Annotated in this window: 22 protein-coding genes and 1 pseudogene; 13 read left to right on the top strand and 10 right to left on the bottom strand. The window is 54.0% G+C overall.

What is annotated here, in order from left to right:
* Positions 1-77: 77 nt before the first annotated feature.
* Together B208_RS0121520 and B208_RS0121510 are read right to left on the bottom strand one after the other, a co-directional pair.
* Positions 78-1484: an FAD-binding oxidoreductase gene (locus B208_RS0121520; protein WP_007981407.1), complete on the bottom strand. Its 1407-nt coding sequence runs from the start codon at positions 1482-1484 to the stop codon at positions 78-80.
* A gap of 539 nt (positions 1485-2023) precedes the next feature.
* Complete coding sequence (locus tag B208_RS0121510) at positions 2024-2368, bottom strand: DUF6176 family protein (RefSeq protein WP_018129147.1); 345 nt, start codon at positions 2366-2368, stop codon at positions 2024-2026.
* Positions 2369-2602: 234 nt separating this feature from the next.
* Here B208_RS0121510 and B208_RS23150 point away from each other — a divergent pair, with 234 nt between their 5' ends.
* On the top strand, positions 2603-3061 hold the full coding sequence (locus B208_RS23150; RefSeq protein WP_232423915.1) for an NUDIX hydrolase: 459 nt from the start codon (positions 2603-2605) through the stop codon (positions 3059-3061).
* A gap of 177 nt (positions 3062-3238) precedes the next feature.
* On the opposite strand, the gene B208_RS0121495 is transcribed toward B208_RS23150, so the two are convergent.
* Together B208_RS0121495 and B208_RS0121490 are read right to left on the bottom strand one after the other, a co-directional pair.
* Complete coding sequence (locus tag B208_RS0121495) at positions 3239-3982, bottom strand: hypothetical protein (protein WP_232423914.1); 744 nt, start codon at positions 3980-3982, stop codon at positions 3239-3241.
* 164 nt (positions 3983-4146) lie between these two features.
* Positions 4147-5544 carry a M14 family zinc carboxypeptidase gene (locus tag B208_RS0121490; RefSeq protein WP_007981414.1) on the bottom strand — a complete coding sequence of 466 codons (1398 nt, stop codon included), beginning with the start codon at positions 5542-5544 and terminating at the stop codon, positions 4147-4149.
* A gap of 281 nt (positions 5545-5825) precedes the next feature.
* Between B208_RS0121490 and B208_RS0121485 the strand changes: the two genes are divergently transcribed.
* The gene (locus B208_RS0121485) at positions 5826-6296 is read left to right on the top strand and encodes a DUF5518 domain-containing protein (RefSeq protein ID WP_368085979.1); all 471 of its coding nucleotides are present in this window, start codon (positions 5826-5828) and stop codon (positions 6294-6296) included.
* Between the two features lie 78 nt (positions 6297-6374).
* Positions 6375-6617 carry a hypothetical protein gene (locus tag B208_RS0121480; protein ID WP_007981420.1) on the top strand — a complete coding sequence of 81 codons (243 nt, stop codon included), beginning with the start codon at positions 6375-6377 and terminating at the stop codon, positions 6615-6617.
* Between the two features lie 1097 nt (positions 6618-7714).
* On the opposite strand, the gene B208_RS0121470 is transcribed toward B208_RS0121480, so the two are convergent.
* Positions 7715-7966, bottom strand: coding sequence for a SprT family zinc-dependent metalloprotease (locus B208_RS0121470; protein WP_007981423.1), 252 nt, complete (start codon positions 7964-7966; stop codon positions 7715-7717).
* Between the two features lie 586 nt (positions 7967-8552).
* On the opposite strand from B208_RS0121470, the gene B208_RS25215 reads away from it, so the two are divergent.
* The gene (locus B208_RS25215; protein ID WP_007981425.1) at positions 8553-8714 is read left to right on the top strand and encodes a DUF7563 family protein; all 162 of its coding nucleotides are present in this window, start codon (positions 8553-8555) and stop codon (positions 8712-8714) included.
* 38 nt (positions 8715-8752) lie between these two features.
* Here B208_RS25215 and B208_RS0121465 read toward each other — a convergent pair whose 3' ends face one another.
* The 3 genes from B208_RS0121465 to B208_RS0121460 all read right to left on the bottom strand — a co-directional run bounded on the left by B208_RS0121465 (position 8753) and on the right by B208_RS0121460 (position 11851).
* The gene (locus tag B208_RS0121465) at positions 8753-9310 is read right to left on the bottom strand and encodes an NAD(P)/FAD-dependent oxidoreductase (protein ID WP_007981427.1); all 558 of its coding nucleotides are present in this window, start codon (positions 9308-9310) and stop codon (positions 8753-8755) included.
* Positions 9311-9886: 576 nt separating this feature from the next.
* Positions 9887-10294, bottom strand: a complete 408-nt coding sequence (locus B208_RS23145; protein ID WP_007981428.1) for a SprT-like domain-containing protein — start codon at positions 10292-10294, stop codon at positions 9887-9889.
* A 246-nt stretch (positions 10295-10540) separates the two neighbouring features.
* A complete protein-coding gene (locus B208_RS0121460) occupies positions 10541-11851 on the bottom strand; it encodes an aspartate aminotransferase family protein (RefSeq protein ID WP_007981429.1) in 1311 nt (436 codons plus the stop codon).
* Between the two features lie 310 nt (positions 11852-12161).
* Here B208_RS0121460 and B208_RS0121455 point away from each other — a divergent pair, with 310 nt between their 5' ends.
* Positions 12162-13541: an NAD-dependent succinate-semialdehyde dehydrogenase gene (locus B208_RS0121455; RefSeq protein ID WP_007981430.1), complete on the top strand. Its 1380-nt coding sequence runs from the start codon at positions 12162-12164 to the stop codon at positions 13539-13541.
* A gap of 182 nt (positions 13542-13723) precedes the next feature.
* On the top strand, positions 13724-15136 hold the full coding sequence (locus B208_RS0121450; RefSeq protein WP_026178011.1) for an APC family permease: 1413 nt from the start codon (positions 13724-13726) through the stop codon (positions 15134-15136).
* A gap of 49 nt (positions 15137-15185) precedes the next feature.
* Here the strand turns inward: B208_RS0121450 and B208_RS0121445 are convergent, their stop codons facing one another.
* On the bottom strand, positions 15186-15680 hold the full coding sequence (locus B208_RS0121445) for an Lrp/AsnC family transcriptional regulator (protein WP_007981432.1): 495 nt from the start codon (positions 15678-15680) through the stop codon (positions 15186-15188).
* A 434-nt stretch (positions 15681-16114) separates the two neighbouring features.
* Here B208_RS0121445 and B208_RS24850 point away from each other — a divergent pair, with 434 nt between their 5' ends.
* The 6 genes from B208_RS24850 to B208_RS0121415 all read left to right on the top strand — a co-directional run bounded on the left by B208_RS24850 (position 16115) and on the right by B208_RS0121415 (position 22707).
* Positions 16115-16297, top strand: a complete 183-nt coding sequence (locus B208_RS24850) for a helix-turn-helix domain-containing protein (RefSeq protein ID WP_306421029.1) — start codon at positions 16115-16117, stop codon at positions 16295-16297.
* A 111-nt stretch (positions 16298-16408) separates the two neighbouring features.
* Complete coding sequence (locus B208_RS0121440; RefSeq protein WP_154652466.1) at positions 16409-16555, top strand: hypothetical protein; 147 nt, start codon at positions 16409-16411, stop codon at positions 16553-16555.
* A 369-nt stretch (positions 16556-16924) separates the two neighbouring features.
* Positions 16925-17410: an Lrp/AsnC family transcriptional regulator gene (locus B208_RS0121430; protein ID WP_007981435.1), complete on the top strand. Its 486-nt coding sequence runs from the start codon at positions 16925-16927 to the stop codon at positions 17408-17410.
* Between the two features lie 527 nt (positions 17411-17937).
* A complete protein-coding gene (locus tag B208_RS0121425; protein WP_232423912.1) occupies positions 17938-18615 on the top strand; it encodes a carbonic anhydrase in 678 nt (225 codons plus the stop codon).
* A gap of 188 nt (positions 18616-18803) precedes the next feature.
* Positions 18804-20300, top strand: a complete 1497-nt coding sequence (locus tag B208_RS0121420; RefSeq protein WP_026178010.1) for a proton-conducting transporter transmembrane domain-containing protein — start codon at positions 18804-18806, stop codon at positions 20298-20300.
* On the top strand, positions 20290-22707 hold the full coding sequence (locus B208_RS0121415; protein ID WP_007981440.1) for a DUF2309 domain-containing protein: 2418 nt from the start codon (positions 20290-20292) through the stop codon (positions 22705-22707). Before B208_RS0121420 ends, B208_RS0121415 begins: the two co-directional genes overlap by 11 nt.
* A 1097-nt stretch (positions 22708-23804) precedes the next feature.
* Here the strand turns inward: B208_RS0121415 and B208_RS24845 are convergent.
* Positions 23805-24058, bottom strand: a pseudogene (locus B208_RS24845) (SOS response-associated peptidase family protein); the annotation flags it as partial.
* Between the two features lie 647 nt (positions 24059-24705).
* Between B208_RS24845 and B208_RS0121405 the strand changes: the two are divergent.
* Positions 24706-25605: an alpha/beta hydrolase family protein gene (locus B208_RS0121405; protein ID WP_368085980.1), complete on the top strand. Its 900-nt coding sequence runs from the start codon at positions 24706-24708 to the stop codon at positions 25603-25605.
* Positions 25606-25757 lie beyond the last annotated feature (152 nt).

The raw sequence follows: 25757 nt of genomic DNA, 5'->3' as shown, positions 1-25757 counted from the left end.
GTGTCCATTTTGAATAGATCGTAACTTCGCGTTCTCACCGTTCACAAACTACCATCTCAACAAATAACGAGAGATGTTCAGCCTGCCGGCTCGATGTTCTGGTTGAGGTGAAACACGTTATCGGGATCGTATTCGGCTTTGATCTCGGCGAGTCGCTGGTAGGTCTGCTCATCATAAGCTTCGCGGACCCGTCGTGTGTCGTCGTCAACGTCAAGGAAGTTCACGTAGACGCCCTCTCGATAGGGTTCGAGAGCATCGAAGAATCGACGGGCCCACGTGGTCTCCGACTCGGCAAAATCTTCGTCGGGACGCCACACGCCATTGATGTTGATGTTGTGTGGTGCGTTCCGACTGGCGTAGGCGGTGGCGTCACCAGGGACGCGGCTCACCGCTCCGCCCAGGTGGAATAGCACCACGTATGAGCGGGGTGACTTCGTCGAAAAGGCGTGGTTGACGAGAACTTCAATCAAGTCGTCGGACAGCTCAGGAAGGTCGGTCGACTTCCAATAATAGTGCCATCCATGGAGAACGGTGCTGTCGAGCCCGCTCTGGTGGGCCACATACCGCTTGGGGGAGACCAAGTCGAGAAGCGGTGTGCCGTGCTCGCGCAGCGGGCGGAGGACGCTCTCACCCTCCTCAACCGGACCTGTGTAGCAGGCGTTGATGGCCACAGCGGGTCGCCAGTGAAGCTCCTCGGGGACGACTGAGAGGGGAGGGATGGGTCCCAACCTGACGACGGTGCCAAGCTCGTCGGGAGCATCCTGCACGAAGTCGCGGTAGAAGCGCAGCGCGGCGGCGGTGTCGTCCGCCGCCCAGATCACGGGGCCGGCGAGCACAGTGGGTCCGACAGGGTAGAGGGCAAACTCGAAGGAGGTCACGATCCCGAAGTTTCCACCACCGCCCCGCAACGCCCAAAACAGCTCGGAGTGCTCGTCTTCCGAGGCACGGATGAACTCGCCATCGGCGGTTACCATATCGGCGGAGAGCAGGTTGTCGACAGTGAGGCCATGCTTGCGCATCAGCCAGCCGATCCCCCCGCCGAGGGTAAGCCCGGCGACGCCGGTGTGGCTGACGATGCCGCCCGGGGTCGCAAGTCCGTGGGCCTGGGCCTCATGGTCAACGTCGCCCCACAGGGCGCCACCCTGCACTCGGGCTATCCGTGCGAGAGGGTCGACCCACACGGCTCGCATCGCAGAGAGATCAATGACGATACCGTCGTCGCAGACGGCGGTGCCGGCGACGTTATGACCGCCGCCGCGCACTGCGATCTCGAGGTCGTACTCCCGTGCGAAATTTACAGCTACAATCACGTCTGCAGTGCCTGAACACTGGACGATGAGTGCTGGGTGACGATCGATCATCCCGTTCCAGACGCCCCGGGCCTCGTCATAGTCCTCGTCGGTGGGCCGAATCAGGGTGCCCCGAAGCGTTTCTCGAAGGTCTTCAACGGCTGTTTGGTCAGCGTCTCTTACCGTTGGTGTCATTTTACAGTCCGTTTTGCATCTCCCTCGTTACCTCTTCATCCTTGATGCAGAGTACGGAGAGTGCTACTTGTGTTACGACCCATACAATGTTAACGATTGTCACAATGGCGGTCTGCTGGATGCATCCTCTCTATTCAGCATGAAGCCAGGCTTTACCCAATAATCGTACAAGCAGCAGTGGACTCTCACGAGCGGTAACTTCTTAGCGATTTAAATTGTAATTCTTACTATGGATGTAATTGGGTCAGTCGTCGCGGGTGCCATTTTCCTCGTCCTTGGATATGTGTGGCTTCGCGGCTATTGGAAGGGGTATGATGGACTCAATAGTGAGCTATTCAAATAACCACTGTTCGTCTGTTTTTGAAACCACAACTATTGGTTATGCGTGTGCCAACGGCCCTTCTAATAAGCGGAAGTCGATTTACCCACCACTGCGACCCTGGGAGAAGCGTGAAACCTTGCCATGAGAAGTGCTTCAGAAGCCAGTCTGGCCCGCTCGAATAAAATATAGCGACCAGTTAGATCCACACGTCGTGCAATCAGGGACGGTCTGGATTGGCTAAATGATACAGGGGTTCGATACTCTGCTCTGGTTGGTCTTCGGCTACGATATCTCCGAGAAGTTGTTTGAACTCTAGATCGAGGTCATGCTGGGAAGACTCGAAAACATCATGAGCCGTCTCGAGATCCTCTGCCTCCATGTAGAACATGACGTAATCCCCATCCTCTGTCGAGTTGAGGAATGCCGCCTCAGAAAAGACGCTTTCATCTTGCAATGTTTCGATGGCTTCGTCCCGTCTGGAATCCACTTCTTCTACCCACTCGCGGAGTCGCTCTATTCGCCCTGGTTTGAGTCGATATCGAAATAGCGTAGTCTCAGCCATTGGTTATATATTTATTATTTGTGATAAATACGTTTGGGATAATGGGAAACGGTCAGAGTTATCTAAAAAACACATTTGGCTGGTTTCAACTGGGCCAAGATATAGACTATCCCATAATCCCAAATCGATCTGTGCGCAGTTTGTGGTGCGTAATTAGCGGTGAGACGGGAGAGAGTTCTATAATTTTGTTCATATTCAGAAAAGAATTTCCAGACGGCTTGTTCACACCTAGCTATGTCTTCAGATAGAGTCCGGCCAATGGCTCTTGGCCTCCCTCATCGTAACGACGAAATCTTTGTTGCAAGACTATACGATACCGATAATGACGAGCGATTCTATCGACCAATTGGAGGCGGCATTGAATTTGGTGAGTATAGCCCCGCTGCGATTGTAAGAGAGTTCGATGAGGAACTTGATATCTCCGTCAAGGTCGGTGACTACCTCGGTTCCATTGAGAACGTGTTTTCGTTTGCTGGCACAGCTGGACACGAAGTCATTTTTATCTATGAAATTGAGCCGACCGACGACCTCTGGAGTGTGGCACAGTTGGAAGGCCACGATGATGGCGACGTGACCTTTACCGGAGAGTGGAAATCACTCTCCGAGTTTGATCATGAAGATGACCCACTGTATCCGGACGGTCTCCTCCGACTCATTCGAGAAGATACAAAACACGTTGTTCCACGGTGTTGAATTCATCCCTTCCGCGCTGATAGAATAAATGTATTTGCCAAACGGAGTTGGATAGCGTGTGCTTGTGTATTAGCAGCGATTTATCCCTTTTCTCAGTAAGTCTCGGATGAATTGAATGAGAACAGTCCCATTATTCCTCTCTAAGCGATTACGAGATGAGATGAGCGTGTACTCATATTAGAACGGCGTACGAATTCCAACCCCATACGATAACGACCAATCGAATCGTGGCTTCGTACCGGTCTCAAATTGCACTTCACATGCACCAATGAGTGGGACGTCGGTTGTCGCAAACCCTTCCCAGCGCGATCGGTAACTGGCTTCATTTCCAGGGCTGAGTCCCATCTCATACGAGCCGTCGGGAACTGTCACTGCCCCTCCAGCAACCGAAGCACGACCACTACTTGACTGGGTTGTATCAGTCGACAGCTGCCCATCGTAATCTACCGAAATTTCCTGCTTAAGCCATGTAAAGGCGGTTTCTTCCTGATAGAGTCCCCATGGATCGACGTCATATTTTTTGCCCAGTAACCGACCAGCACTCCACAGCCGTATCTTGTAGCGACGGCTACCAAGGCGATGAGCGAGAATGGTGGCGTCCTGCATCGCATACTGCTCTGTTGGCACGATTGTCTCCTGCCGCATGTATGCACCAACAAACTCACCAGCGAGTGACTCGGGGTTGGTCCACGGGATAGTGGCATCACCATACTGCTCATGCATTTGGGTTGCGTATGCATCGAAATCCTCCGGAGGAATGAAGACCTCTCTGTTCGGTGAATCAAGATCAATTGTATGGGTGCCACCTCCGCCAGCTTTCGTTCGAACGAATCCGAGATCGAGATAGGCAGCACTGCCGGCAGCCGTACCAAGGAGAGCGGTTCCCCCAACCCCATGGAGGAAGTGTCGTCGAGAGGGCATCTATTCAAAAAGGAGTCAGAACAGCGTATATGTTTTCTGAACTGATTCGTATGAATGTGGTTGAGTTCTGAATCGACAATGGAGCATTTCTACGATCCAGAGACTTCGATGTTTTGATCGACGATGTAGTATCTGCATGTCTGGCTCTTGCCAAACGTACCGAGTCATTCATCAGAGGCACTCTGCCGATAGTCCAAACATACCAAGCCCGCACGAGCCTGAATCGCGACGAGCTTCCAAATCGGAATCGTCTCGTAATCGAGGCGCTCCCGTATCTCACCGGTTCGGGCGTGCAGGATGTCCTCGAGCACTGCCTTTGCCTCCATGAGCTGCTCGTGCGTTTCCTCGTCAACACTCATTGCGGTGTGATCGATCGACCGCAACAACATTCCGGCATATCTCAATAGATGACACTGTCTGAGAAACCGCTCGTCGACATACTGTGCAACCGTTGCTGGTTCGTCCGTCTCGGGGATTGATTCCGCCCATTCGACTTTTGACTCACCTTCATCCTCGAAATGAGCGACGACACCCATCGCCTCGCGTGCCATCGGCGTGTCCGGCAGGTACTCACCGACGGACTCGACGACATTCCTCATCTCTTCGAGGAATCTCCGCCGACTCTCGACACCCTCTCGAATGACTTCTTCACGGGTGCGATTCAGTTCAGTTTGGTCCTGAATCTGTGGGTCGTAGAAATACGGTAATTCAACGATGAATTCAACGACATCGTCATCGAACCGGCTGGCGTAGTCATAGGCATTGCCACCCAGCAGCACCTCTTCGGGTTCGACGTTATCATCCTCGTGTGCCATCTCGTATTGATCTTCGAAGGTTCGAAGGCGATAGATGGCATCATCGAACGCTTCGTTCTCGAACCACTCTGGCTCACCGTGATGGAGCGGGACTCCATACTCTTCAGGGAGTGATGACAGGACATCGTGAAGCGGTTCGAGGGGCTCGGTAAGATAGTAGTAGCAGCCACCGAATTCGAGATTGTGGAAACTATAGATGAAGTCTGGCTGGTGGGCTTCGATTAGATCTGCCAATACACGAGTCGCTGATATCGGCTCATCGAACGAGTAGTTCTCATATTCGACTGGGAACGTTGCTTCGACCTGCTCATCTGGCGGTGGACGGTAGAAGTTCTGGATATAGTTCGAGAGCGTGAACGGCCCGTCGAACCATCCTTCATTGAGACGGACACCGTCTATGTCGGCAATCGGCATACAGACGAATTTGTAGTCTAAAGACGCCCGTAGCTCGTCGTTTGTCGCGAGCTCGTGGATAAGAAAGTCGATTGTCATTGAGCCAATCGGCTCGTTTGGGTGAGGCGCACCAAACAAAAGTGCACTTCGGCCACCCGTGCCGATAGTGACCGTCCAGATCGTCTCTCCGCCCTTGCTCTCGCCGAGTTCCTCGTACGCGACGTGATCGTGGGTGCGCGCGAGCGCCTGGTTGCGTTCGCGGTGCTCGTCGACTGTGAGAAACGATTCGTACCGAGGAACCGTACTGTCGAGCGATTTGAACGTGCGAACCGGGTTTGAGTCGGAGCCATTCATATGCTATATTATTTCGTGGGACCGCACAATAATAGTAGTCATCTAACTAATATGGGTGGTAATTAAACCTCGTGAAACGAATCTCGCACGCCAAGTAACGACTGTACGATCGTGCAGTACAGTCCCGACATTCAGCTTGAAGTGATTTTTCTACTTCATGATAAGAGACAGTAGGATCCTTACAGTACCTCCGAGCCAATCTGTGGGCAATATGTGGTGCGTGTGTATAACTATGGTTAACACTGTGCTCGTGAATTTTCGCTACTAAGAATTGGAGGTTCATGGAGGTGCTTCGACGAGAATGTACGAAGATAATCCATCAAAACCTATTAACGTATTCTGCACGTACATTTCCTATGAAGTATTCTACCATCGGTGGCCTCGCTTCGATCCCACTCACCGTATTGCTGTATTGGCAGTCAGGGATGGGGAACAATCTGTCTCTCAGCATGGTCTTTTTCGGCGGCCTACTAGCTGGGTACCTCTCCCACAGACGGCAATCAGGCGAAACGAATGCGGGGTTCCGCGCAGGCGTTATCGGTGGGGCACCAGTGTTGTGGCTTTCCCTCGATTTATTTCGAACCACTCTTGGGCCAGTTGGCCCGCTTTGGTTCCGTGTCATAGCGACCATGACAGTCCTTGTTTTCATTGTGATCGGCTTTCTCATCTCCGCGTTCATTGGAATTCTGGGCGCGAAGGTCGGTCGGTGGCTGGCAGGAACGACTGATTCACAACGAATGTCCGTCGGGTAACTTCTCCTGATACATGCTACCGTATACAGCGACAAGTTGTGGAGATACGATCAGAATACAAGGAGTCTACTAACACACATGGATGCACTCGGTGAGAAGATTATCCAAGCCGATGCCCTTCTCTGGCACATCAGTAACGTTGGTGTTGGAATCGCGGTCTTCGTTGCGACACTGCTCTACTCTCCACCCGGAACAAACAGTCTCGATGTGATCGTTACTCATCTCGATCTATTCTATCTCCTGATCTCGCTCTCACTCGTGTACACATGCTGGACTGGGATCGACCTCTGGAAATGGTTTTCAGATTCGAACCATCAGTAGTACAAGGCGGACCCTCTCTCCAACACGAAGCTGATTTCTACTCTCTAATCTCTAAGTGGGAAAAGTCTACCTCCGATACCAAGGAGCCAATCTACCCGCAATTCGTGCCGTAAGTCGAACAGCATCCTAACCATTATGCGAATTCTACATCCTACTAGAGATATGGGTCCTCTCGCTTCGGTTCGTTCGTACAACAAACGACTTACTAGATGGGCTGAATCACACCCCATCAAATGGGTTGGTCTCATGGTGCTGTTCGGTACCGCAGTGATACTGCTCCCATTGAGTGTGCGCTTCGGCGGCCCAATCAGTGAAAATCTCGGGTTCGCGCTCGCGTTTGGTGTGTTCTTCGGCGTTCTACAGGCACTGTTTCTGCGGACCGTCGATACGTAGATGCTCTGTAGTTAGTAACCCCGTTTCAGTTGCCATTCTGTACTCGAGATCGGGTGGCTACGTCAGTGTAATAGCGGATTCTCTATCTGTTTCGGTAGCGAGAAACTCCTTCGAGAAAACCAATACCGATTGTTGCGCCAATCCCGATTGCCAGTCCGAGTGCTATACCGTCCCCAATTGTGCCATATCTGAGACTACCAATGATGACCGCCAATCCGGTAGCGGCAGCGATATAGAGCAAGGCACGGCGAAGATCAAATGCAACTTGGTCACTCATATCTTCTTAGTATTGTGGCGAACCATTCAAAATACCTGTACCTTCAGACGACTTGGACGTATCGATTAGGGCCATCTACGGAATATACACTGACTTCGCTCGAACCCACTGTAAACAATGCCAGCCAGACCGCACGTGAATACATGTCGAGATAGTATACTCTACTAACCTATGTAAATACCTGTACCAAACAAAAACGAACGATAAATGAACAAGAGAAGGACGAAACCGATGGTGAGTTAGTTTGAGTCAGCGAGGAAGTCCGTCACCCACACATCAGAGCGCGGTGGGTGCAAATCGCCCATTGCAAGTACGACATCAGGAGTAGCGGGGCGGTGCCCGCATGGACTCACATGGACCCGCGACGGGCCCGCCACCGTCATGGTCCCAACAAGCCGCAGACAGTGCGGACAGCGGTACTTCTGCGTCATTCGGTGACCTCCCCGATGCGCAGTGACCCACCGCAGTCGCCACAGTTGTACTGCTCCGGGTGTTTCACGACCTTCGAGCGCTGGTAGCGCGGGATTCGTTCACCGCACGCTTCGCAAATGACCCACCAGTTCGGCGACGTGAACCGTTCGCAGTACTGTGAAGTGTCGAGCGCATCCGTCCTCCGTTCGAACGTTCGCCCGTGGTCCGCTTCCCCGGACTCGTGTACTACCAGGCACTTCTGTTGCACCCTTTACTCTGCAATTGTTTTGAGTAGAATCGACAAGAAGCAGTTCTGCGGCGTGATCGCTACTACGCACAAATTGTTTCTGAACAGAGTGTGTATCCGAAACTATCGATGGTAAGCCGTGAAAATTGGATAACGATCTCCTTCGTCGTCGTAGCCCTCCCCGCAGCGTACGCTGCCAACATCTTACTGGAATCAAACGGTATCGCTCAAGATACGGCCTTCATGATCTCGTTTTTCGTACTGCTTGTTGTTGGCGTTGGTCTCCCAAGATATGTAACGCGTAGTGGATGACCTCGGTCACGCACTGTCAGTACTTGACGACATCAAGTAGTACTCTCTCCGTCACCGGAGTTACGTTGCATTTGTCGATTGCTGTCTCCATACACACACATTGTCGATGGAGACGGTGTACTGGTGGTCTTCCGGGTTTTCGTGGCCCTTGTTGGCGACGTCGATGGGTCCAGGGATATCGATCGAAGAAGAAACTGTTCGATCTGTACGCGTTGTGTGCTGTCTCGGTAGCGTCACGAGCTGCGTAAAATCTGGATAAGCGAAATATGTTAGAGTATTAAAGAATGGAACAGATATGCCTCGCTGTGATAATTGCGGGTCGTTTGTGACTCAGCAATACGTCCGTGTGTTCACACCGGATGAGGTTGAGAAACCTCGTGTCTGTCCATATTGTGAAGATTTAGTTCGGGATGGGAATGAGATACGGCAAGCTCGCGCTTCTCGGGGAAATTCATGATGAGAAATTTGTATAAGATAAACTCCGACGTTGTTCACTTATTCAGCGTCTGCCGGCGTATCGAAGTCATGGAAGTGTTCACCTTTCTCTTTGCTCAAGATGTCGAGGGCAGCTGCACCACCATCACCAGCGGAGATGACTGCTTGCCACTCTTGATCACGGACCATTGCACCGGTAGCGTATGCGTTCTCGATACTCGTTTCCATGCTCAAGTTGACTGAAACAGTCCCCGAACCGGTGAATTCACAGCCGAGTTGCTCAGCAATATCGCGATCTGCCCCGGTCGCTAAGACGACATATGTTGCGTGATGGTCGCCATCATCAGTCGTGATTTGGAACCCATCGTCGTCCGTTTCGATACCTGTTACCGCTGTGTCCATGTGCTGGACTACATCAAACTCGTCGGCCTGTTCGCGGGCTTTCTCCAGGAATTCAGTTCCATCGATACTCTCAATTCCCAAGTAATTGAAGAGGTGTGCTTTGTGCATCCACGTCTTATCAGTATCGAACACGGTTGCATCAAGGCCATTCTTTGCTGTGAACAGTGCTGCACTGAGTCCGGCTGGACCGCCACCGACGATTGTAACATCGGACATGGACTATAGCACGGTTGGTTTTCGCATAAGTTTACTCCCAACAAATGAGTCCACGAGCGGTGGAAGTGGCCGAGCAGATCGCGCTCAGTCGTCGGTTGCATTTTCGACAGCAGCCATGTGTTTGCAGAATGCGTTCCGGTGGACGTGGTGCGGGCACGTGCAGGCCATTAATTCTTCAGTCACGTCGTCGATGGAGACCACGTATTGGTGGTCTGCGGGATTCTCGTGGCTCTCGTTGGTGACGTCGATGAGTCCGGGGCATCGACGTCGAAGGCACATTGTTCCCATTGTGCGCGTTGCTGTGCCGTCTCAAACCGCGTGTTAGTATATGATACTAACCAGAACAGGCTCTTATGTGAACTAGGAGCGATAGAACAGAGTCACGCAGAAACCAGTAGTCCGCAAAAATCTTCCTCGTATCTATTGCTTATCTCGAGAACTACTTAAACGGAAATCGGTCAGTGGCCCTCACTCTCCTCGACGCGAATTGCACCGCTGCACTTGCTACAGCTGTACTGCCGGGTTTCGGACGGTCTTCGAGTGTCGATACCGGGCAATCCGACCGCCACAGTCCTCTCACACGGGCCACCACTTTGGTGTAGCGAAGCGTTCGCAGTGTTTCGAAGTATCGAGATGGTCCGTCCAGCGGGTGAACGTTCGCCCGTGATCTGCCTCACCGAACTCGTGGTACTGCCACGCGTGAATCAGTTCATGCCGGACAGTGGAACTGAATTGCTCCCACCCGTGTCGTTCGTAGGCCGTCCAGGTCAGCGCAATCGTAATCACCCCTGTTGTCGGATCGTACTCTGTGACGCCTGCCTGTCGTTGCGCTTGATGTGAGACTTCACAGTCGATCGTTTCGACCGACAGATCTGGCGCGGAACATTCTCGAACCAACGCTTTCTGCGCCGCATCGATATACGTCGGCGTACTCCGTTGACGGCCCTCAATGCCCCAATATTTGTACTCATCTTCACCAGCCACTTTCCCGAAGTACTTCGTTAACGCGCCAGCGTCCGAATCACGTAAGGGAACGCAATCCAGTCGTAGTGGGCTTCGTGTTCAAACCGAATCTTCGCCTCCTCGAACAATCCCCGAGACAAGTGCAGACAGTGAGGTCTGTTCTTCTCCTTCGATCGGAGTCATCCAGACGCTATTGCCCATCTGCCACTGCCCTCACTCGATAAGAGGCCAACAGCTATTGGGTTGTTGAATGTATCACCGGTGATTTCAGGCAACGTTTTCAAGTGCCTTTCGAAGCGCTTCGACTGCGTCTCCAAGTTGATCGCGCGAAATTGTCAGCGGTGGCTGGAAGCGCATGACGTTTTTGTAGTATCCACCGACGCCTATGACGACATTCGACTCTTTCCGGAGGAATTCACTAGTAGCAGAAGCAAGTTTACTATCCGGCCGAGGGGCGATATTCTGCGGCCCCATCGTCCCAGGCTCAACGAGTTCGATGCCCTGCATCAATCCAAGGCCACGCGTCTCACCAACCACGTCGTAGTCTGCTTCGAGCGTTTCAAGCTTCGATGCGAGCCACTCACCGTTTTGGTGTGCTTTCGTAATGATCTCGTCTCGTAATTCATCGATAGTCGCTAGCGCTGCTGCGCAGGCGACGGGGTTACCGCCGAACGTCGAAAGATGGTCTCCAGCCTCGAACGCGTCCGCAACCTCCTTCGATGCGGTGAACGCGCCAAGCGGGAGTCCGTTTGCGATTCCTTTCGCCTGTGTCAGGATATCCGGCTCGATATCGAAATGGCTGCTCGCAAACAATTTTCCGGTACGCCCGTAGCCGGTCTGGACCTCATCTGCAATGAGTAGTGCACCGTGGTCGTGAGCTATCTCTTGGACACGTTTGAGCCATGCATCCGAGGGAACGATAATACCGGCTTCACCCATAACGGGTTCGACGACAACTGCCGCAAGGTCACCGCTCGTATGCGAGCCAATGACCCGTTCGAGTTGGTCGGCACAGCTAGCATTACACTGAGCGCCGTTACAACGGGGACATCGGTACGCATACGGTGGCGCAGTATGGGAGACATCGTTGATCGTTGGGGCCATATCCTGTTTGTACGCGTTGTTCCCCGTGAGTGCAAGGCTTCCAAGCGTGCGCCCATGGAACCCCATCTCGAGTGCGATGACCTCCTTGGACCCGGTGTACTTTCGCGCGAGCTTGATCGCTCCTTCGACTGCTTCCGTCCCGGAGTTACAGAAGAAGCTCTTCTCCAAGTCTCCCGGTGTGATGTCAGCGATCGTTTCGGCGAGGTCAGCTACTGGCTCATTCGGGTGTACGTACGAGCAGCCGTGGATAAACTCTTCAAGCTGGGCTTTCGCAGCCTTGACGACAGCTTCGTTACCATGGCCGACGTTCGTCACCGAGATTCCCGAAAACACGTCGAGATACTCGTTCCCATCGAAGTCTTCGAGGGTACAACCGGATGCTCGCTTGACCGGGACGTTCAGTGATTTCCAGATAGGCATGACGTGGTCGTCGTAAGAGGATTCGATCGACCTATTTGTCTCCTGTTTCTGCATTACGTGATTATTGAGATTGAATCCTAATAAATCATTCCTAATGAGACACAATCCAGAAATTGTAGATATTGCTGGTCCATAAACAATAGGAGAATAGTGCGGCGAATTTTCGAAACTGGAACAAAACAGAACGAATCAATTGGCATCCTCGACAATTCGCACCGAGAGTATGAATCAAACTAGGTCCCAAAATCAGGATGTGAGTGGGACTCAATTCTACTGTCCTACGAAAAGTGGAACACTTATCAGTGGGTGGCGGGACCGTTGAGATATACGGGGGTCACAGCCCGTCCACCTCAAACAGACGAAAATGAGATCGATCAACCCAGCAACCGAAGACGTCATCGAAACGTACGACGAACACGACGAGCCAACGGTCAGCGCCCGATTGGACGAGGCATGGAGAGAATTCGAATCGTGGCGGACCAAGCCGATCGAACGTCGCGAAGCGCTGCTGGCGGATGTGGCTGACGTGCTGCGCGAGAACGCCGACGAGTACGCGACTCGGATGACCACCGAAATGGGAAAACCCATCGAACAGGCGGTTGCCGAGGTCGAAAAGTGTGCGTGGGTCTGTGAGTACTACGCTGAGCACGCCGCGGAGTTTCTACAGAACGATCGGATCGGTACCGTTCCCGGTTCGAAAACGTACGTCTCGTATGAACCGATCGGACCGGTCCTCGCAGTAATGCCCTGGAACTATCCATTTTGGCAGGTTTTCAGATTTGCTGCGCCCCACATCACTGCAGGAAACGTTGCAGTGCTCAAACATGCACCGAACGTCTTCGGCTGTGCACGAGCCATCGAATCGGTCTTCGAACGCGCCGGATACCCCAGCGGCGTTTTCACCTCCCTTCAAATTCCCGCCGAACGAGTGTCGACGCTCATCGAAGACGACCGAATCAAGGGGGTGAGCCTGACAGGCAGTACGCGGGCGGGGCGAGCGGTTGCGGAGACGTCCGGCCACGAACTCAAACCGACCGTACTCGAACTCGGGGGGAGCGACCCATTCATCGTACTCGATGACGCGCCGATTGAACGTGCTGCCAAACAAGGGGCCAAAGCTCGAACACAGAACAACGGACAGTCCTGTATTGCCGCCAAACGGTTTCTGGTACACGAAACAGTCTACGATGAGTTCCTCGAACGGTTTACCGAGGAGATGAACGCACTCACGGTCGGAGATCCATCGAAAGCGCAAACCGATATCGGGCCGCAAGCACGAGCGGATCTGTTAGAGTCGCTCCATGAACAAGTTACGCGGTCCGTCGTGTCTGGTGCGACACTTCACCTCGGAGGTAAACCGCTCGATCAGGCCGGTTACTATTATCCACCGACGATCCTCACCGATGTCCCGGATGATGCACCGGCAGCGACTGAGGAACTGTTCGGCCCGGTTGCCACCGTTCTCAAAGTCGAAACCGAACAGGAGGCAATTCGCGTGGCGAACGATACCCCATACGGACTCGGTGCAAGTATCTGGACGGGAGATACCGAACGCGGCGAAGCACTCACCCAGAAGATCACCGCTGGCAATGTCTTTGTCAACCAAGTCGTCGCATCGGATCCACGAGTTCCATTCAGTGGTACGAAGGCCTCGGGCCACGGAACAGAACTCTCCCACCACGGAATCCAAGAGTTCGTCACGAAGAAAACGATCTGGATCGACGAGGTGTCGGACAGCGTCTAGGTAGTGAACTCCGTCCTTCCATTCGCCTGCTTTAGCCCACCGCATCGAGAAAGAACCCACGGACATCGAGAGGTTCCAGTTGATTAAGGTTCCCTAACTGACCTTATTATTGGACTGTGTTTATGAATTTGAATGGAAATTGAACACAGAAAGATATATGGTGGGAAAGTTTGACTATGTGAGTGTCGCACATAACCATGACAGATGAACTCTCACGCATCCTCTCGAAACGCGATGTGTTCGTACTCGCACTTGGCGCAATGATTGGATGGGGTTGGATCGTTCAGACAGGCTATTTCATCGACAAAAGCGGTGTTAATGGAGCGATATCGGCATTCGTTCTTGGCGGGTTCATGGTGGGTGTCGTTTCGCTCATCTATGGTGAACTCGCATCGGCGATGCCCGTTGTCGGCGGGGAACACGCCTATAGCATGCGTGCCTTAGGACCAGCAGGCTCGTTCGCCTGCACGTGGGCGATTATTTTCGGCTACGTTAGCGTCGTCGCATTCGAAGCAGTTGCACTCCCGAGCGCACTTGCGTACATCGTCCCCGGGTTCAACGTCTTCCAACTGTGGACGGTCGCCGGTCAACCCGTCTACGCAACGTGGGTCCTCACGGGGGTCGTTGGCTCGATAGTCGTTACTTACCTCAACTATCGGGGCGTCCGCCCGGCGGCGCAGTTCCAAGCGATTCTCGCGCTCATAATCACGGTTTCCGGTGTAACGCTCTTGCTCGGAGCGCTGTTCAACGGGGGCTCACCATCCTCCCCGCCCTTCGCGAATGCCGGAATTGAGGGCGTGTTTACCGTAGCAATAATGACGCCATTCATGTTCGTTGGATTCGACGTGATTCCTCAAGCAGCGGGCGAAGCCGACGTTTCCCCGAAAACGCTCGGAGGACTTATCGTCCTCTCTGTAGCCTGTGCTGCCACGTTCTACATTGCAGTGATTTGGGCAGCAGGACAGGTTGCTTCAGGGACGACGCTCGTCGAAAGTTCACTCCCTGCTGCAACCGCGATGGAAATCGCGTTCAACAGCAAAATCATCGGACGAATCATGGCACTCGCCGGTCTCGCAGGTATCCTCACAAGTTGGAACGGCTTCGTGCTCGGCGCTAGCAGAGCGATTTATGCGCTCGCCGAGTCGAACATGCTGCCTGACTCGCTTGGGACGATTCACTCCGAATACAGCACCCCATCGACTGCAATCGTACTCGTCGGAGCGCTCGCTGCACTCGCACCGCTGTTCGGCAAGCAGATGCTGGTGTGGATCGTGAATGCGGGCGGACTCGGAATGGTCACGGCGTGGTTCCTCGTTGTTGTTTCTTTCTTGACTCTTCGATATCGCAACGCCGAACTCAACAGACCCTTTAAGCTCCCAGCTGGATACATCGTCGGTGGACTAGGGTTGGTGTTAACCGTCTTCTTTATCGGTCTCTACCTTCCCGGGTCACCCTCGGCACTCACGTGGCCCTACGAATGGGCTATTGTAGGCATATGGTGTCTGCTCGGCGCTGTTCTACTCGCGATCGCTGGGGGGCTTCCCACGCAAAGGGAAGCAGATGCCCACATGAGTGTTCCCGACTTGGACGAGTAGTGTCCCATCGAATTCAGCTTTCCTCAGTGGTCTTTGAGGTACGTGTTCGTTACGAGAGGTCCGGAAGAAGCGCGTCTTTTAGGCTCTCAATGTCGTAGTCATTGAGTGGATTTGACTCGTCCTTGATTGTCGTGATAACGAACTTCGAACTCGTCCTCGAGATTTCGTCTACTTCTTCGAATTCCGAGATGAGATCCTCGACCATTCCACGAGATGCAAGGTGCGAAACCAGTATGAAGTCAGTGTCACCGAGGGTAAAATACACCTGGTTAACGCCATTTACGTTACCGAGTTTGTCTCCGACTTGTTTGTGGTACCCAGAGTCGTATTCGGCCCAGACTTCCGTGATGAGGGTGAGATTTAATCCTGCTTGTTCGAAGTCGATATCGAAGATTTCGTTCTTTATGATCCCCTCTTCTTGTAACTTCTCGAGACGATAGTGAACGGTTGATTTCGGAATCCTAGTCTCGTCGGCTATTTTGTCAGGGCTTCCCGATTCGAGTATCCCGATCGCTTTAAGAATTCGAAGATCCTTATCGTCCATAGAACTCAGTTAGAAGGCTATTGATATTATTGTTTTGTGTCCAACTAAGCCGACCCATCTTGGAACCTTTATTTCTTTCAATATATGGTCCTAAAGGACACAACGCAACACCATAGGCAGTAACCTAACAACATGACGACCGTACTTTGCAATACGCAAACACGTTGGCCCTGATTGTCCCGCGCACACAAAGGAAAAGTCCGCCTTGGATTTCGGAAGACCGGTGCCGGATGTTAGAGCACCCGGCGCGTTTCTACACACGCCCGAGGGCACCGTTCTTTCTACGATTTTGTACCCGCCATATGGTGATGAAGGTTGGTATTCACCACATGGCATACACCAATAGGAGTATACTTCGGTAGTGTGTACTGTGGAGACTGTCCAAAGATCTCGGTGATACAGGGCGGTACGTCGAGACGGTAACGCTCACCGACGTGCTCGCCATTTTCGAGGAAGTAGAGGGGCCCGTTGTGACCTCTGGTGATGTCGCAGATGCGCTTGAGTGTTCACGAGAGACTGCTCGACGGAAGCTTGGACAGCTTGAGGACCAGGGCAAAGTGAAGAGTCGCCAGACTGCCGCTGTTCGTCGATACTGGTGGGTTGTACGCTGCCTTTGACGAGGACGATGTGAATCACGACGCAGCGAATGGTGTGTTCGATGGCATGGAAGCCGTGAGTATTGGTCGGTGTTTACGAGTCACTATGTGCTCTCGGAGTTTGCGACTTTGATGTTGTACCAGATCGGGAACATAGCAGCCGTTGAGGCGCTTTCGACGGTTCGCCAATCACGGACGTTCAACATCCTACCAGTGGGCAAAGCGACGTTTGATGCGGCGTGTGAGGAGTTCGAGCGGGTGCCAGTTGATATCGAATGAACTCGGACAAGCCATCTAACTCCGCGGCTGAACGTGCCAATCTCCGGAAACAGCTGCAAGCAGCGGAGACAGCACAAGAACGCCGCGAAGTGATGCGTACAATGGCAGCACTCGAGCGGAAAGAGCATGCCGAAACGTACGATAAGCTTGCAAAGGAGTAGAACCAACCTGAAATGCCTTCGGTATTTATCGTAGTCGTTTTATTAATGAACTCTCCCGTTGACTAGTGAAGTCCCCATCTGTAGTTGTCGTTGTAGTTGTCTTTCTGTTATCGAGAATAGTCCAAAGAGAGGAGACGAAAATATAGATATCGGTGAGGATCTCGAGCAACATACAAAGGTAAAGTGGCTTTGTCGCGGACACACGGGTATGGTTGAAGGAGAGATCGACGACGTCGACAGAGCAATTCTGTATGCACTCCAGGAAGACGCTCGAAACATGTCTTCTGGAGACATCACAGAGCGAACCGATACCTCGGACAGTACCGTCCGCAAGCGCATCCAGCGTCTCGAATCCGATGGGGTAATTAAAGGATACAGTGCCAATGTCGATTATCAAAAATCGGGCTATCCGCTCCAAATGTTGCTCTACTGCACCGCTTCGATAGTCGAACGTGGTGACCTTATCCCCGATATTCTAGAAATCGATGGTGTCGTCTCTGTTCAAGAACTGGTCACCGGGGAACAAAATCTCCTCGTGACTGCTGTCGGCGAGTCGGACAGCGACATCACACCCGTCGCACAGGCACTCCTCGATATGGGGCTTACCGTTGCTGATGAAGTTCTCGTTCGAACCCACGAGACGACACCTTTCGGCAAGTTCAATTCCAATACTCACACGGGGGACGATTCCTAAACGACGACGTGTTTGACGTCTGGCTCGGTCGCGCGACGGACGGCGGCCCGTACCGAACCGATCGGGCCAGCTAGATTATCCGAGTATCCCGCAAGGACAGCAAGTGCTGCCTCTCGGTCGGGAGCTGACACCGCAATTGAGTTCGTCGATTTCGGCTCAAGCCGTGGTAGCTATCCGTAACACTCCCCGGACGGTGACGTCGAACCACTTCTTCTGCAAGGGAATCCCCAGACGCGTGTCGTTGTCGAACGCCAGCAGTATGACGTTAATCGATGTCGTTTCTGTCCCCCTCGATGTTCTCAATCCTATCGTCCTCAACGACCGTACGTCCACCGATCGGTTCGAACGACTGCTTAACAAGGGCGTCCCTGGGAGATCTTCCATACCACCTCGCATCAATAACGAACTGTTCCTCGTGACGAACATTTCGAACGTTTCGGTAACCCTATCTCGTTTCAGGTTCAAATCTGTTACTGAGAGCTAATGGCCGACACTAATGCGTCTGAACAGAGGTGGCGTGGTTTACGATGAGCGGGGACGATCTCAAATCTGCTATCGAGTCAGTTCAAGAATGGACCGGTTCTCGGAGAAACCGGGAAGATGGCTCGGCCACCCAGACGGCCCTCGTCGTCTCGTGCTCGATGAGCGACTGCAGTTGGAAACCGCTGTGGCCGGTCGATGCTACCTGGAACGTCATCGGAGTGCAGACGCTCGGGAATCAGACCTGGGATCAGTACGAAGGTCAGGTGGTACTGGACAGCGATATCGAACTCCTCGAAACGCAGCACGACATTACAGCAGTACTCATCGTCGGACACACGAGGTGTCAGGTTCTCGAAGACGCGTACGACCGGTGGATTGCACCCGATTCAGGGTCACCTGCAGGTATCGAAGCGCGGTTGAAGCCGCTCCGTTCGCTCGTCGGAGATGCGTTTGAGGAGGGGCTCCTGACTGACTCGATGCCACCTCAGACGAGACAGAATCGACTTGTCGAGTACAACGTCTGTCGCCAGGTTGTGTTTCTCAAGCAGGCACTCCCGTCGTCGGTCACGGTCGCTGGCTACGTACACGACCAAGATGGGGCGTACAATTCGTTTCCTGACAAGCAGTATCTGGTCGCCCTCGACGGCGAGACAGAACCAACCACAATCCGGGCTCGTCTCCCCGACGACTCGTCGGTACAGGTCACAAATCTCCTGACCTGACCCTCCTATACCGGGTGTTTAAATACAGACTCAACAAAACCATACTGTTCTATAATGGCCAATTTACGAACGTTTTGTGAATATAGATAGTTTTAATAGTCATTTTGTTCTCTATTGTGTTGAATACGACCAGAAGCGGATTCCGAGTTCGTCTCGGTACGTGGGATGGTCGGACAATAGGATGAACGATGTCAGGACGTAGTTCGAAACCGACGATCGGAGCGCTCCCGGACACGACGGTGGAATCGCCGTCCGTGCCCATTGTACTAACGTGGCTCGTGTGGACGTTGTTCGCCGCGAGTATCGCCGTCCTCATCGCCCGAGTCCGGTTCGGTGGGTCGTGGGAGATCCCCGGCGTGGTCGCCATCGATGGCCTGACCATTCTGATGTGGGTGGTCGTCACCTTCTTTAGCGGGATTGTTCACAGTTACTCTCGCCGCTACATGGCTGGTAGCGCCCATGAGACCGACTTCTTCCTCGCCGTGTTCGGTTTCACGGCTGCTGTGATGGGGCTCGTGGCCGCCGACCTTATCGCCTTGTTCTGGCTCCTATGGCTGGCGATGGGGCTTGTGATGGCGAAACTCGTCGGTCTTGTCGACGGTTGGCGCCAGGCACGGGCGGCCGCGACGGTCGCTCGCCGGTACTTCCTCGCCAGCAGCGCGCTACTCGGGGTCGCGCTGACCGTATTGTGGTGGACGACCGGTGCGACGACGATCTCCGGGATCGCCGCGGCGTCTGATTCGCTCGACGGAGCGGTGTGGCTCGTGGCTGCCGGGACCCTCGTCCTCGCGGCGATAATCCAGTCGGCGCTCGTTCCCTTCCACGGCTGGCTCCTCTCCTCGATGACCGCTCCGACACCGGCATCGGCACTGATGCACGCCGGGTTCGTCAATGCGGGTGGCATCTTGCTGGTCCGCTTTGCCCCGGTCGTCACCGTCGATACCACCTTCATGCTGGCAGTGGTCGCCGTCGGCGCGGCCAGCGCGATTGGTGGGAAACTCCTGAAGTCGGTCCAGACGGACGTCAAGCGCAAACTCGGTTGTTCAACGGTCGGCCAGATGGGATTCATGATCATGCAGGCTGGCCTCGGGTTCTTCGGGGCCGCCATCACCCACCTCATCCTGCACGGCTTCTACAAGGCATACCAATTCCTCTCCTCCGGGGGGCAGATTGAACATACCAGTCCGAGCGAGGAGCCCTCGCACACGGTGGGGTACCCAACGAGCGTCGTCACCTTCGCGGTGACGCTGCTGACCGGACTAGCCGGCGGTATACTGTTCGCGGCGCTGACCGGAAAAGGGACGAACATGGACGCCGGACTCCTGCTGACCTTCTTCGTCGTGTTCACCACGCTCCACGCGGCCCGCAATGCGGTCCAGACCACCTCACTTTCGCGGTCGGCCCGCTACGGAGCCGTCCCCCTGGTCTTCTTCCCAGCCATCGTCATCTACGCCGCCGTCTACGAGACGATATCCGGACTCCTATTCGGACTTCCGATGGTCACAGCCCCGACTGAACTGACTCTGCTCCACGGCGTCATTGCCGTCATCTTCGTTGGCATCTACGTTGGGATCGAGACCGGTATCCACGAGCGCAGCCAGCGTCTCTACGTCGCACTGATTAACGCCAGCCAACCCGCGTCGGACACCCTCCTGACCTCCACAGAGGAATATAATGAGTACTGAATCCATCATCCACGATAGCATCGATGAAGCAGCGACTAGCATCGGGTCCCTCTGGCCCATCCACTCGTTCGTGACGGCCAACCCGCTCTCGGGGTTCGAGGACCAGCCGTTCGGCGAGGCGGTCAAACGGGCAACCGACCTACTAGGTGGTCGCGGCTACCCCAACCCCGAGACGTTCGAGACGGCACTGGAACGTGGCCAGATAGACCCGGAGATACTCGAATCGGAACTTGCCGAGGCAGGCTACGAGGAGGAACCCCATACGTTGTTGGACCGCATTTCCGACGCGACCGACGTCGTGGAAGGTGTCACCGATACCGCCCCAAACCATGTTGACCAAGTGCTGACGAAGTGGCTATCGAACTTCCTCGACGAGGGGAGTGCCCACTGGTCGATGCCGAACCGCGAAGAAGGGTTCTACGCCGCTTTTCGTGGGGTGGTCGAATACGACGGCGAAATCCCAGACGAAGGGCTCATCACTGACCTTCCCGAGACGCCGATCGAGACGATCGAGACGGTGCTGGAGCCGTACCCGCAGAGCCAGTGGGTGTCTATCTTCGAGGAGCAACTAGCTGCCCTCCCGGGCTGGACGGGGTTGATCAAGCAGCGTGTCGATGACGGGAGAGAGTGGCAGTCGAAATACCCGATTTCGCTGGAGGAGTACCTCGCGGTGCGTCTGGCACTGTCAGATGCGACTGGTGTTGACCTCGAGCCCTCGAACGAGGGCACCGACATGGAGCCAGCCGACGAACTCGCTCAGGCGTTCCTGCGTGCGTGGGAAGCGACATACCGTGACGATCTCGTCGAGGCGATCGCCGAGGAGAGTGAGTCGATGGCCGATAGCGATCCGTCGAGCCGTCCAGACGCCCAGCTTGTCTTTTGTATCGACACTCGTTCGGAAGTCATTCGCCGTCACATCGAGGCGGGGGGAGATTATGAGACTCACGGGTACGCTGGCTTTTTCGGCATCCCGATCGAGTACCGGGGATACGACACCGATGTAGCGGTCGAGGCCTGTCCACCGATCCTCGAACCACAGCACTACATCCACGACTTTCCGACCGACAACGACACGCAGGCGAGCCACGACCGCTGGTGGGGCATCCGCGAGGCCGCCGATGAGATTATCAAGACGCTAGAGGCCAACGCCGCCACAGCCTACGGCTACGTCGAAAACGCTGGCAGCGGCTACGGCCTCGCACTCGCGGCCCGCACGCTCGTTCCCGGGCGCGTCCACGACTTGTTAGACGCTGTTGAAGCGTCGGTACCCGACGAACACGAGTTCTGTGAGCCGCTGATCCACCACCAGCACACCTATGTCGGTGACCTCCCGGTGGGACTGACCCACGATGAAAAAGTCGAGTACGCCGCGACCGCCTTCGACCTGATGGGCTGGGAGGAGTTCGGCCGCCTCGTCGTCTTCGCCGGGCACGCCAGCGAGACGACTAACAACCCGTACGAGACGAGTCTAGACTGTGGCGCCTGTGCTGGTAACCCCAGCGGCCCGAATGCCCGCGTACTTGCAGCAATCTGTAACGACGAGGATGTCAAGACGGCACTCCGCGACCGCGGCTTCGACATCCCCGAGGACACCGTCTTCGTCGCTGGCCAGCACAACACCACGACCGACGAGGTGGAACTGTACGATGACGACATCCCCGAAAGTCACGCGGGGGATATCGACCGGTTGCGTGCAGACCTGGCTATCGCTCGCGAGAACGCGACAGCCGAGCGCGCCGAGTCGATGGGTGCCGACAGCTCGATGGGGGTCAGTGAGACGGAACGCCGTGCCGCCGACTGGGCCGAAACGCGTCCCGAGTGGGGACTGGCCGGCAACGCTGGCTTCGTCGTCGCCCCTCGCGAACTGACGAGCAACCTCAATCTCGACGGCCGGGCCTTCCTCCACTCCTACGACTGGTCGACCGACCCGGATGGTGACGCGCTCGAAGCGATCCTCACTGGCCCCATGGTCGTCACACAGTGGATCAATACTCAGTACTACTTTTCGACAGTCGACAACGCAGTCTATGGCAGCGGGTCGAAGGTGACGCAGAACCCTGTCGGCAACGTCGGTGTCTACCAGGGAACCGGCGGCGACTTGATGACCGGTCTCCCCCTCCAGTCGCTGATGGCCGCCGATGACAAACCGTATCACCAGCCGCTCCGCCTCTCGACGGTCGTCCATGCGCCGGTCGAGCGCGTTACCGGCATCTTGGCCGACCACGAGGAGTTGACCGAACTGCTGGACAACGACTGGCTCTCGCTGACGGTCGTCGACCCGACCCAGGACCACCGCACCTTCCACTACGGGGAGGATTTAGAGTGGATACCAATGTCCGAACAGACCGAAGTACACTTGGAGATACCGAACGCTTCCGCTGTCGCGGACGGTGGAACACAAATCTAGCAATAACCGGAACCCTATGCACAAGCCAGCGATACCGACCAACCAGCGAACTGTGACTGAGATGGGCTTGGTGGCTTTCCGTGTTGACCCTGTGTACGGTCAAGTCGACACGATCTCCTCGAAGCGTAGTGCGAGTCACGTGTGAATCTACCCCTCTTTCAGAGTGTTTTTATTGGCGCTGGCGACGGGTGCTGGCGCACAGTTGAGGTGTTGTGTGATGGAGCTGTGTCGGACCAATATATTGGGATCTTGGCGAATTACTTCAGGGTGGACGGAGTCCCTCGCTGGAATTCAAGATAGACGAGCTCTTCATCGCCAACCGTCCAACCATGGTGACCCGGCGGTATCGCTGCTCCGCTCCCGCTAGCGATTTCAATTTTGGACCCGTCATCGAGTCAGACCGAGTGCTCCAGAAACAACGAGGATGTAATGCGACTTTTGGCAGTACTTGTTATTTGTGTTCGCGTCATCATCACTGGACACTCCCCATCCCAGTTCCAGTGTGACACGGACCACTTTTATCTGCTTTAAAGTGTAATGACGCGATTTGATATCTAGGGATTATGTTTTAATTACTATCTAAATTTGATATCATTGCACCTAGTATTATATTCATGGGTGCTTTCGATAGCCGAACTGTACGTGCATCTCTTTTCTTCTTCGTAATCGTAGTAATTGGTCTTCCAATGTGGGTACTAATACTCTTTCCCACCCAAGTCGATAAATTTCTCATGAGTCCAGTTTTATGGGTGTTTATCATTGGTACTTGGTTGACTCTGACAATCTCTTTCACCCTAGGTGCATATATTTTGATAGTTCTTAATATTTAATTGAAAAGCAGTGTAGACAAAATGTCCACAAAGTTTTTAGAATAGTAGCCGCTACCGTCTTATATATTTAACTTGACGTCTGGTGTGTCCACAACTGCTTAGTGCAACAACCGGTAGTGAAGCAACAGAATCTCAACTAACTACTCTTCATGTGCGAGTAAGTCTCGGTTCACTTTCCCCAATTCACTAACAGACGGTAGCACCGCTCAAATCACAACTCTTTGAGAAGCACTATCTGTCCGATATCACTACTCCTTCCTCACCTATTCACTCCGAGGAGAACTCACCAAGTCCCGATTGTTCGTGATCCTCTGGATCAATGACCGACGGATCGTCATGACTGGGTTGTTGACTCGCGTCGAGATCTCGTAGGCAGCCAAATCATCACGAGAATACGGTTGACACAACGCTTCACGTTCTTCTGGATCACCCGAAAGCCACCGATCTTTGTCCTCACTCGATAGCACCACGGGCATCCGATTATGGATTGGTTTCATCACGTCATTGGGTTCGGTCGTCAGTTGTGAAGTGGACTGGTTGAGACCACCGGACTGTCTTCTGTGAATCAGCAATGGGACTGTCTGTAAGAGTGAGGTGATTGTGGGAGGAGGAGGTCTCACGGTAGTGTGTGGGTGATTTACTTCGGAACTATGGTGTAAATGAATTTCCAGCAATAGCGCTTCTATTTCCTGTCGAGCGAGGATCCAGTGACTCCACACTTTAAGGTGTCAATCTGGAATTTGGACGTGTGAAACATCCTATCAGGGTTTGTTCCGTATCGTCGAACTGTCCGATAATCCAGTTTGAAAACTGAAAGTCCGCTAGTTGTAACTATCGATAAGAACTGTAGCGTCGTGGAAATCTCGTTTTTCAGCAAATCAACCGGAGTCGAAGACGTGCTGATCAGATGCTTCTATGTCGAATTGCCCACTTACCTGACCCGATCTGCTGACCGTTACGGTTAGAGTGGACAACCGTCGTGATATCGAATCAGAGGGAGTTCTTATTAGCACACTTCGTGTAGTCGGAACCCGTGACCAACTCCCGATATCCTGACCGGTGGACACGACGACTATTCCAGAGCCACAACCCTCGACATGCATATACGGGACAGACAGCAGCCGCGTTGTGCTCGTGGTAGGATGAATTTCGAACCGACCTCCGGTCACTGTTCGGTTTTTCCGTTATCGGGAATAGCGATGCCCCTGACCTGAAACCCTATTGTATTGACACGGCGGCAGAGGACGATCACGAACGACAGGATTGGCGAGCCCATACGGAAGTTGATTTTCAACTACCGTTCTATTTACTGATTCCCGACGAACAGGACCCACCGTACCCCGTTGCAATCACACTTCACGGACACGGAGCAGGTGGTCGCGATGTGAGTGTCGGCCGTCCAGAAACTACTGAGCAGCGTACTCAGATAACTGATGAACGGCGTGATATCGCGCTCCATGCCATCGATTGGGGCTATGCAGTAATTGTACCTGCCATGCGTGGGCTAGCCGAACTAGCGAACCGCTCCGATGAAGCGCTCGGCTACCGAACCTGTCACACCTTGCAACTACATGCACAACTCTTCGGTCGGTCGCTCGTGGGTGACAGGGTTTGGGATGTCACTTGTCTACTCGATTTCATCGAAGAGAGGTCGGATATCGACGATGACCGTATTCTCGTTACTGGCCACTCTAGCGGTGGAGCCGTTGCACTGTTCAGTGCAGCTATCGATGAGCGAATCGATGCAGTTGCGATATCGTCGTATTTCTGTACGTTCGAAGAGTCTATCGCTGCAATCGATCACTGCGAGTGTAATTACGTTCCGGGGATTGCGGAGTTGGGTGAACAGTACGACATCGCCGGGCTCATCGCACCACGCCCGTTCGTTGCCACAAATGGCGTCGAAGACGACATCTTTCCGATCGAAGGAACGAAACGCGCCTTCGAACGTTTGCAATCGATATACACGGCGGCTGGTGCGCCGGAGCAGTGTACGTTATATATCGGTGATGGTGGGCACGAGTATTATCCTGACGGCGTTTGGCCGTTCGTCGACGACCATTTTTGAGCGATGTGTGGATCCGCTTCGCGGGCACGGTGAATCCGTTCCACGACCACGTGAATCGCCTCGAGGTCAAGCCTCGAGGCATTCTCCTATACGCGTGTAAATCGCCCGCGGCGATTAAACGACCAGTCATCGAAAATCAACGAACCTCGACC

This window comes from Haladaptatus paucihalophilus DX253, assembly GCF_000376445.1.
Classification (GTDB): domain Archaea; phylum Halobacteriota; class Halobacteria; order Halobacteriales; family Haladaptataceae; genus Haladaptatus; species Haladaptatus paucihalophilus.
Note: the sequence above shows the minus strand (reverse complement) of the source record. Positions and strands in the feature narration are given on the sequence as shown.

Coding starts and splice junctions, on each gene's coding strand:
- B208_RS0121415 (WP_007981440.1), top strand. CDS start 20,290: ATGAGTACTGAATCCATCATCCACGATAGCATCGATGAAGCAGCGACT.
- B208_RS0121445 (WP_007981432.1), bottom strand. CDS start 15,680: ATGGACGATAAGGATCTTCGAATTCTTAAAGCGATCGGGATACTCGAA.
- B208_RS0121455 (WP_007981430.1), top strand. CDS start 12,162: ATGAGATCGATCAACCCAGCAACCGAAGACGTCATCGAAACGTACGAC.
- B208_RS0121465 (WP_007981427.1), bottom strand. CDS start 9,310: ATGTCCGATGTTACAATCGTCGGTGGCGGTCCAGCCGGACTCAGTGCA.
- B208_RS0121520 (WP_007981407.1), bottom strand. CDS start 1,484: ATGACACCAACGGTAAGAGACGCTGACCAAACAGCCGTTGAAGACCTT.
- B208_RS0121425 (WP_232423912.1), top strand. CDS start 17,938: ATGAGCGGGGACGATCTCAAATCTGCTATCGAGTCAGTTCAAGAATGG.
- B208_RS0121490 (WP_007981414.1), bottom strand. CDS start 5,544: ATGAATGGCTCCGACTCAAACCCGGTTCGCACGTTCAAATCGCTCGAC.
- B208_RS0121460 (WP_007981429.1), bottom strand. CDS start 11,851: ATGCAGAAACAGGAGACAAATAGGTCGATCGAATCCTCTTACGACGAC.
- B208_RS0121510 (WP_018129147.1), bottom strand. CDS start 2,368: ATGGCTGAGACTACGCTATTTCGATATCGACTCAAACCAGGGCGAATA.
- B208_RS23150 (WP_232423915.1), top strand. CDS start 2,603: ATGTCTTCAGATAGAGTCCGGCCAATGGCTCTTGGCCTCCCTCATCGT.
- B208_RS0121440 (WP_154652466.1), top strand. CDS start 16,409: ATGTTGTACCAGATCGGGAACATAGCAGCCGTTGAGGCGCTTTCGACG.
- B208_RS0121495 (WP_232423914.1), bottom strand. CDS start 3,982: ATGCCCTCTCGACGACACTTCCTCCATGGGGTTGGGGGAACCGCTCTC.
- B208_RS0121420 (WP_026178010.1), top strand. CDS start 18,804: ATGTCAGGACGTAGTTCGAAACCGACGATCGGAGCGCTCCCGGACACG.
- B208_RS0121430 (WP_007981435.1), top strand. CDS start 16,925: ATGGTTGAAGGAGAGATCGACGACGTCGACAGAGCAATTCTGTATGCA.
- B208_RS0121485 (WP_368085979.1), top strand. CDS start 5,826: ATGGAGGTGCTTCGACGAGAATGTACGAAGATAATCCATCAAAACCTA.
- B208_RS0121480 (WP_007981420.1), top strand. CDS start 6,375: ATGGATGCACTCGGTGAGAAGATTATCCAAGCCGATGCCCTTCTCTGG.
- B208_RS25215 (WP_007981425.1), top strand. CDS start 8,553: ATGCCTCGCTGTGATAATTGCGGGTCGTTTGTGACTCAGCAATACGTC.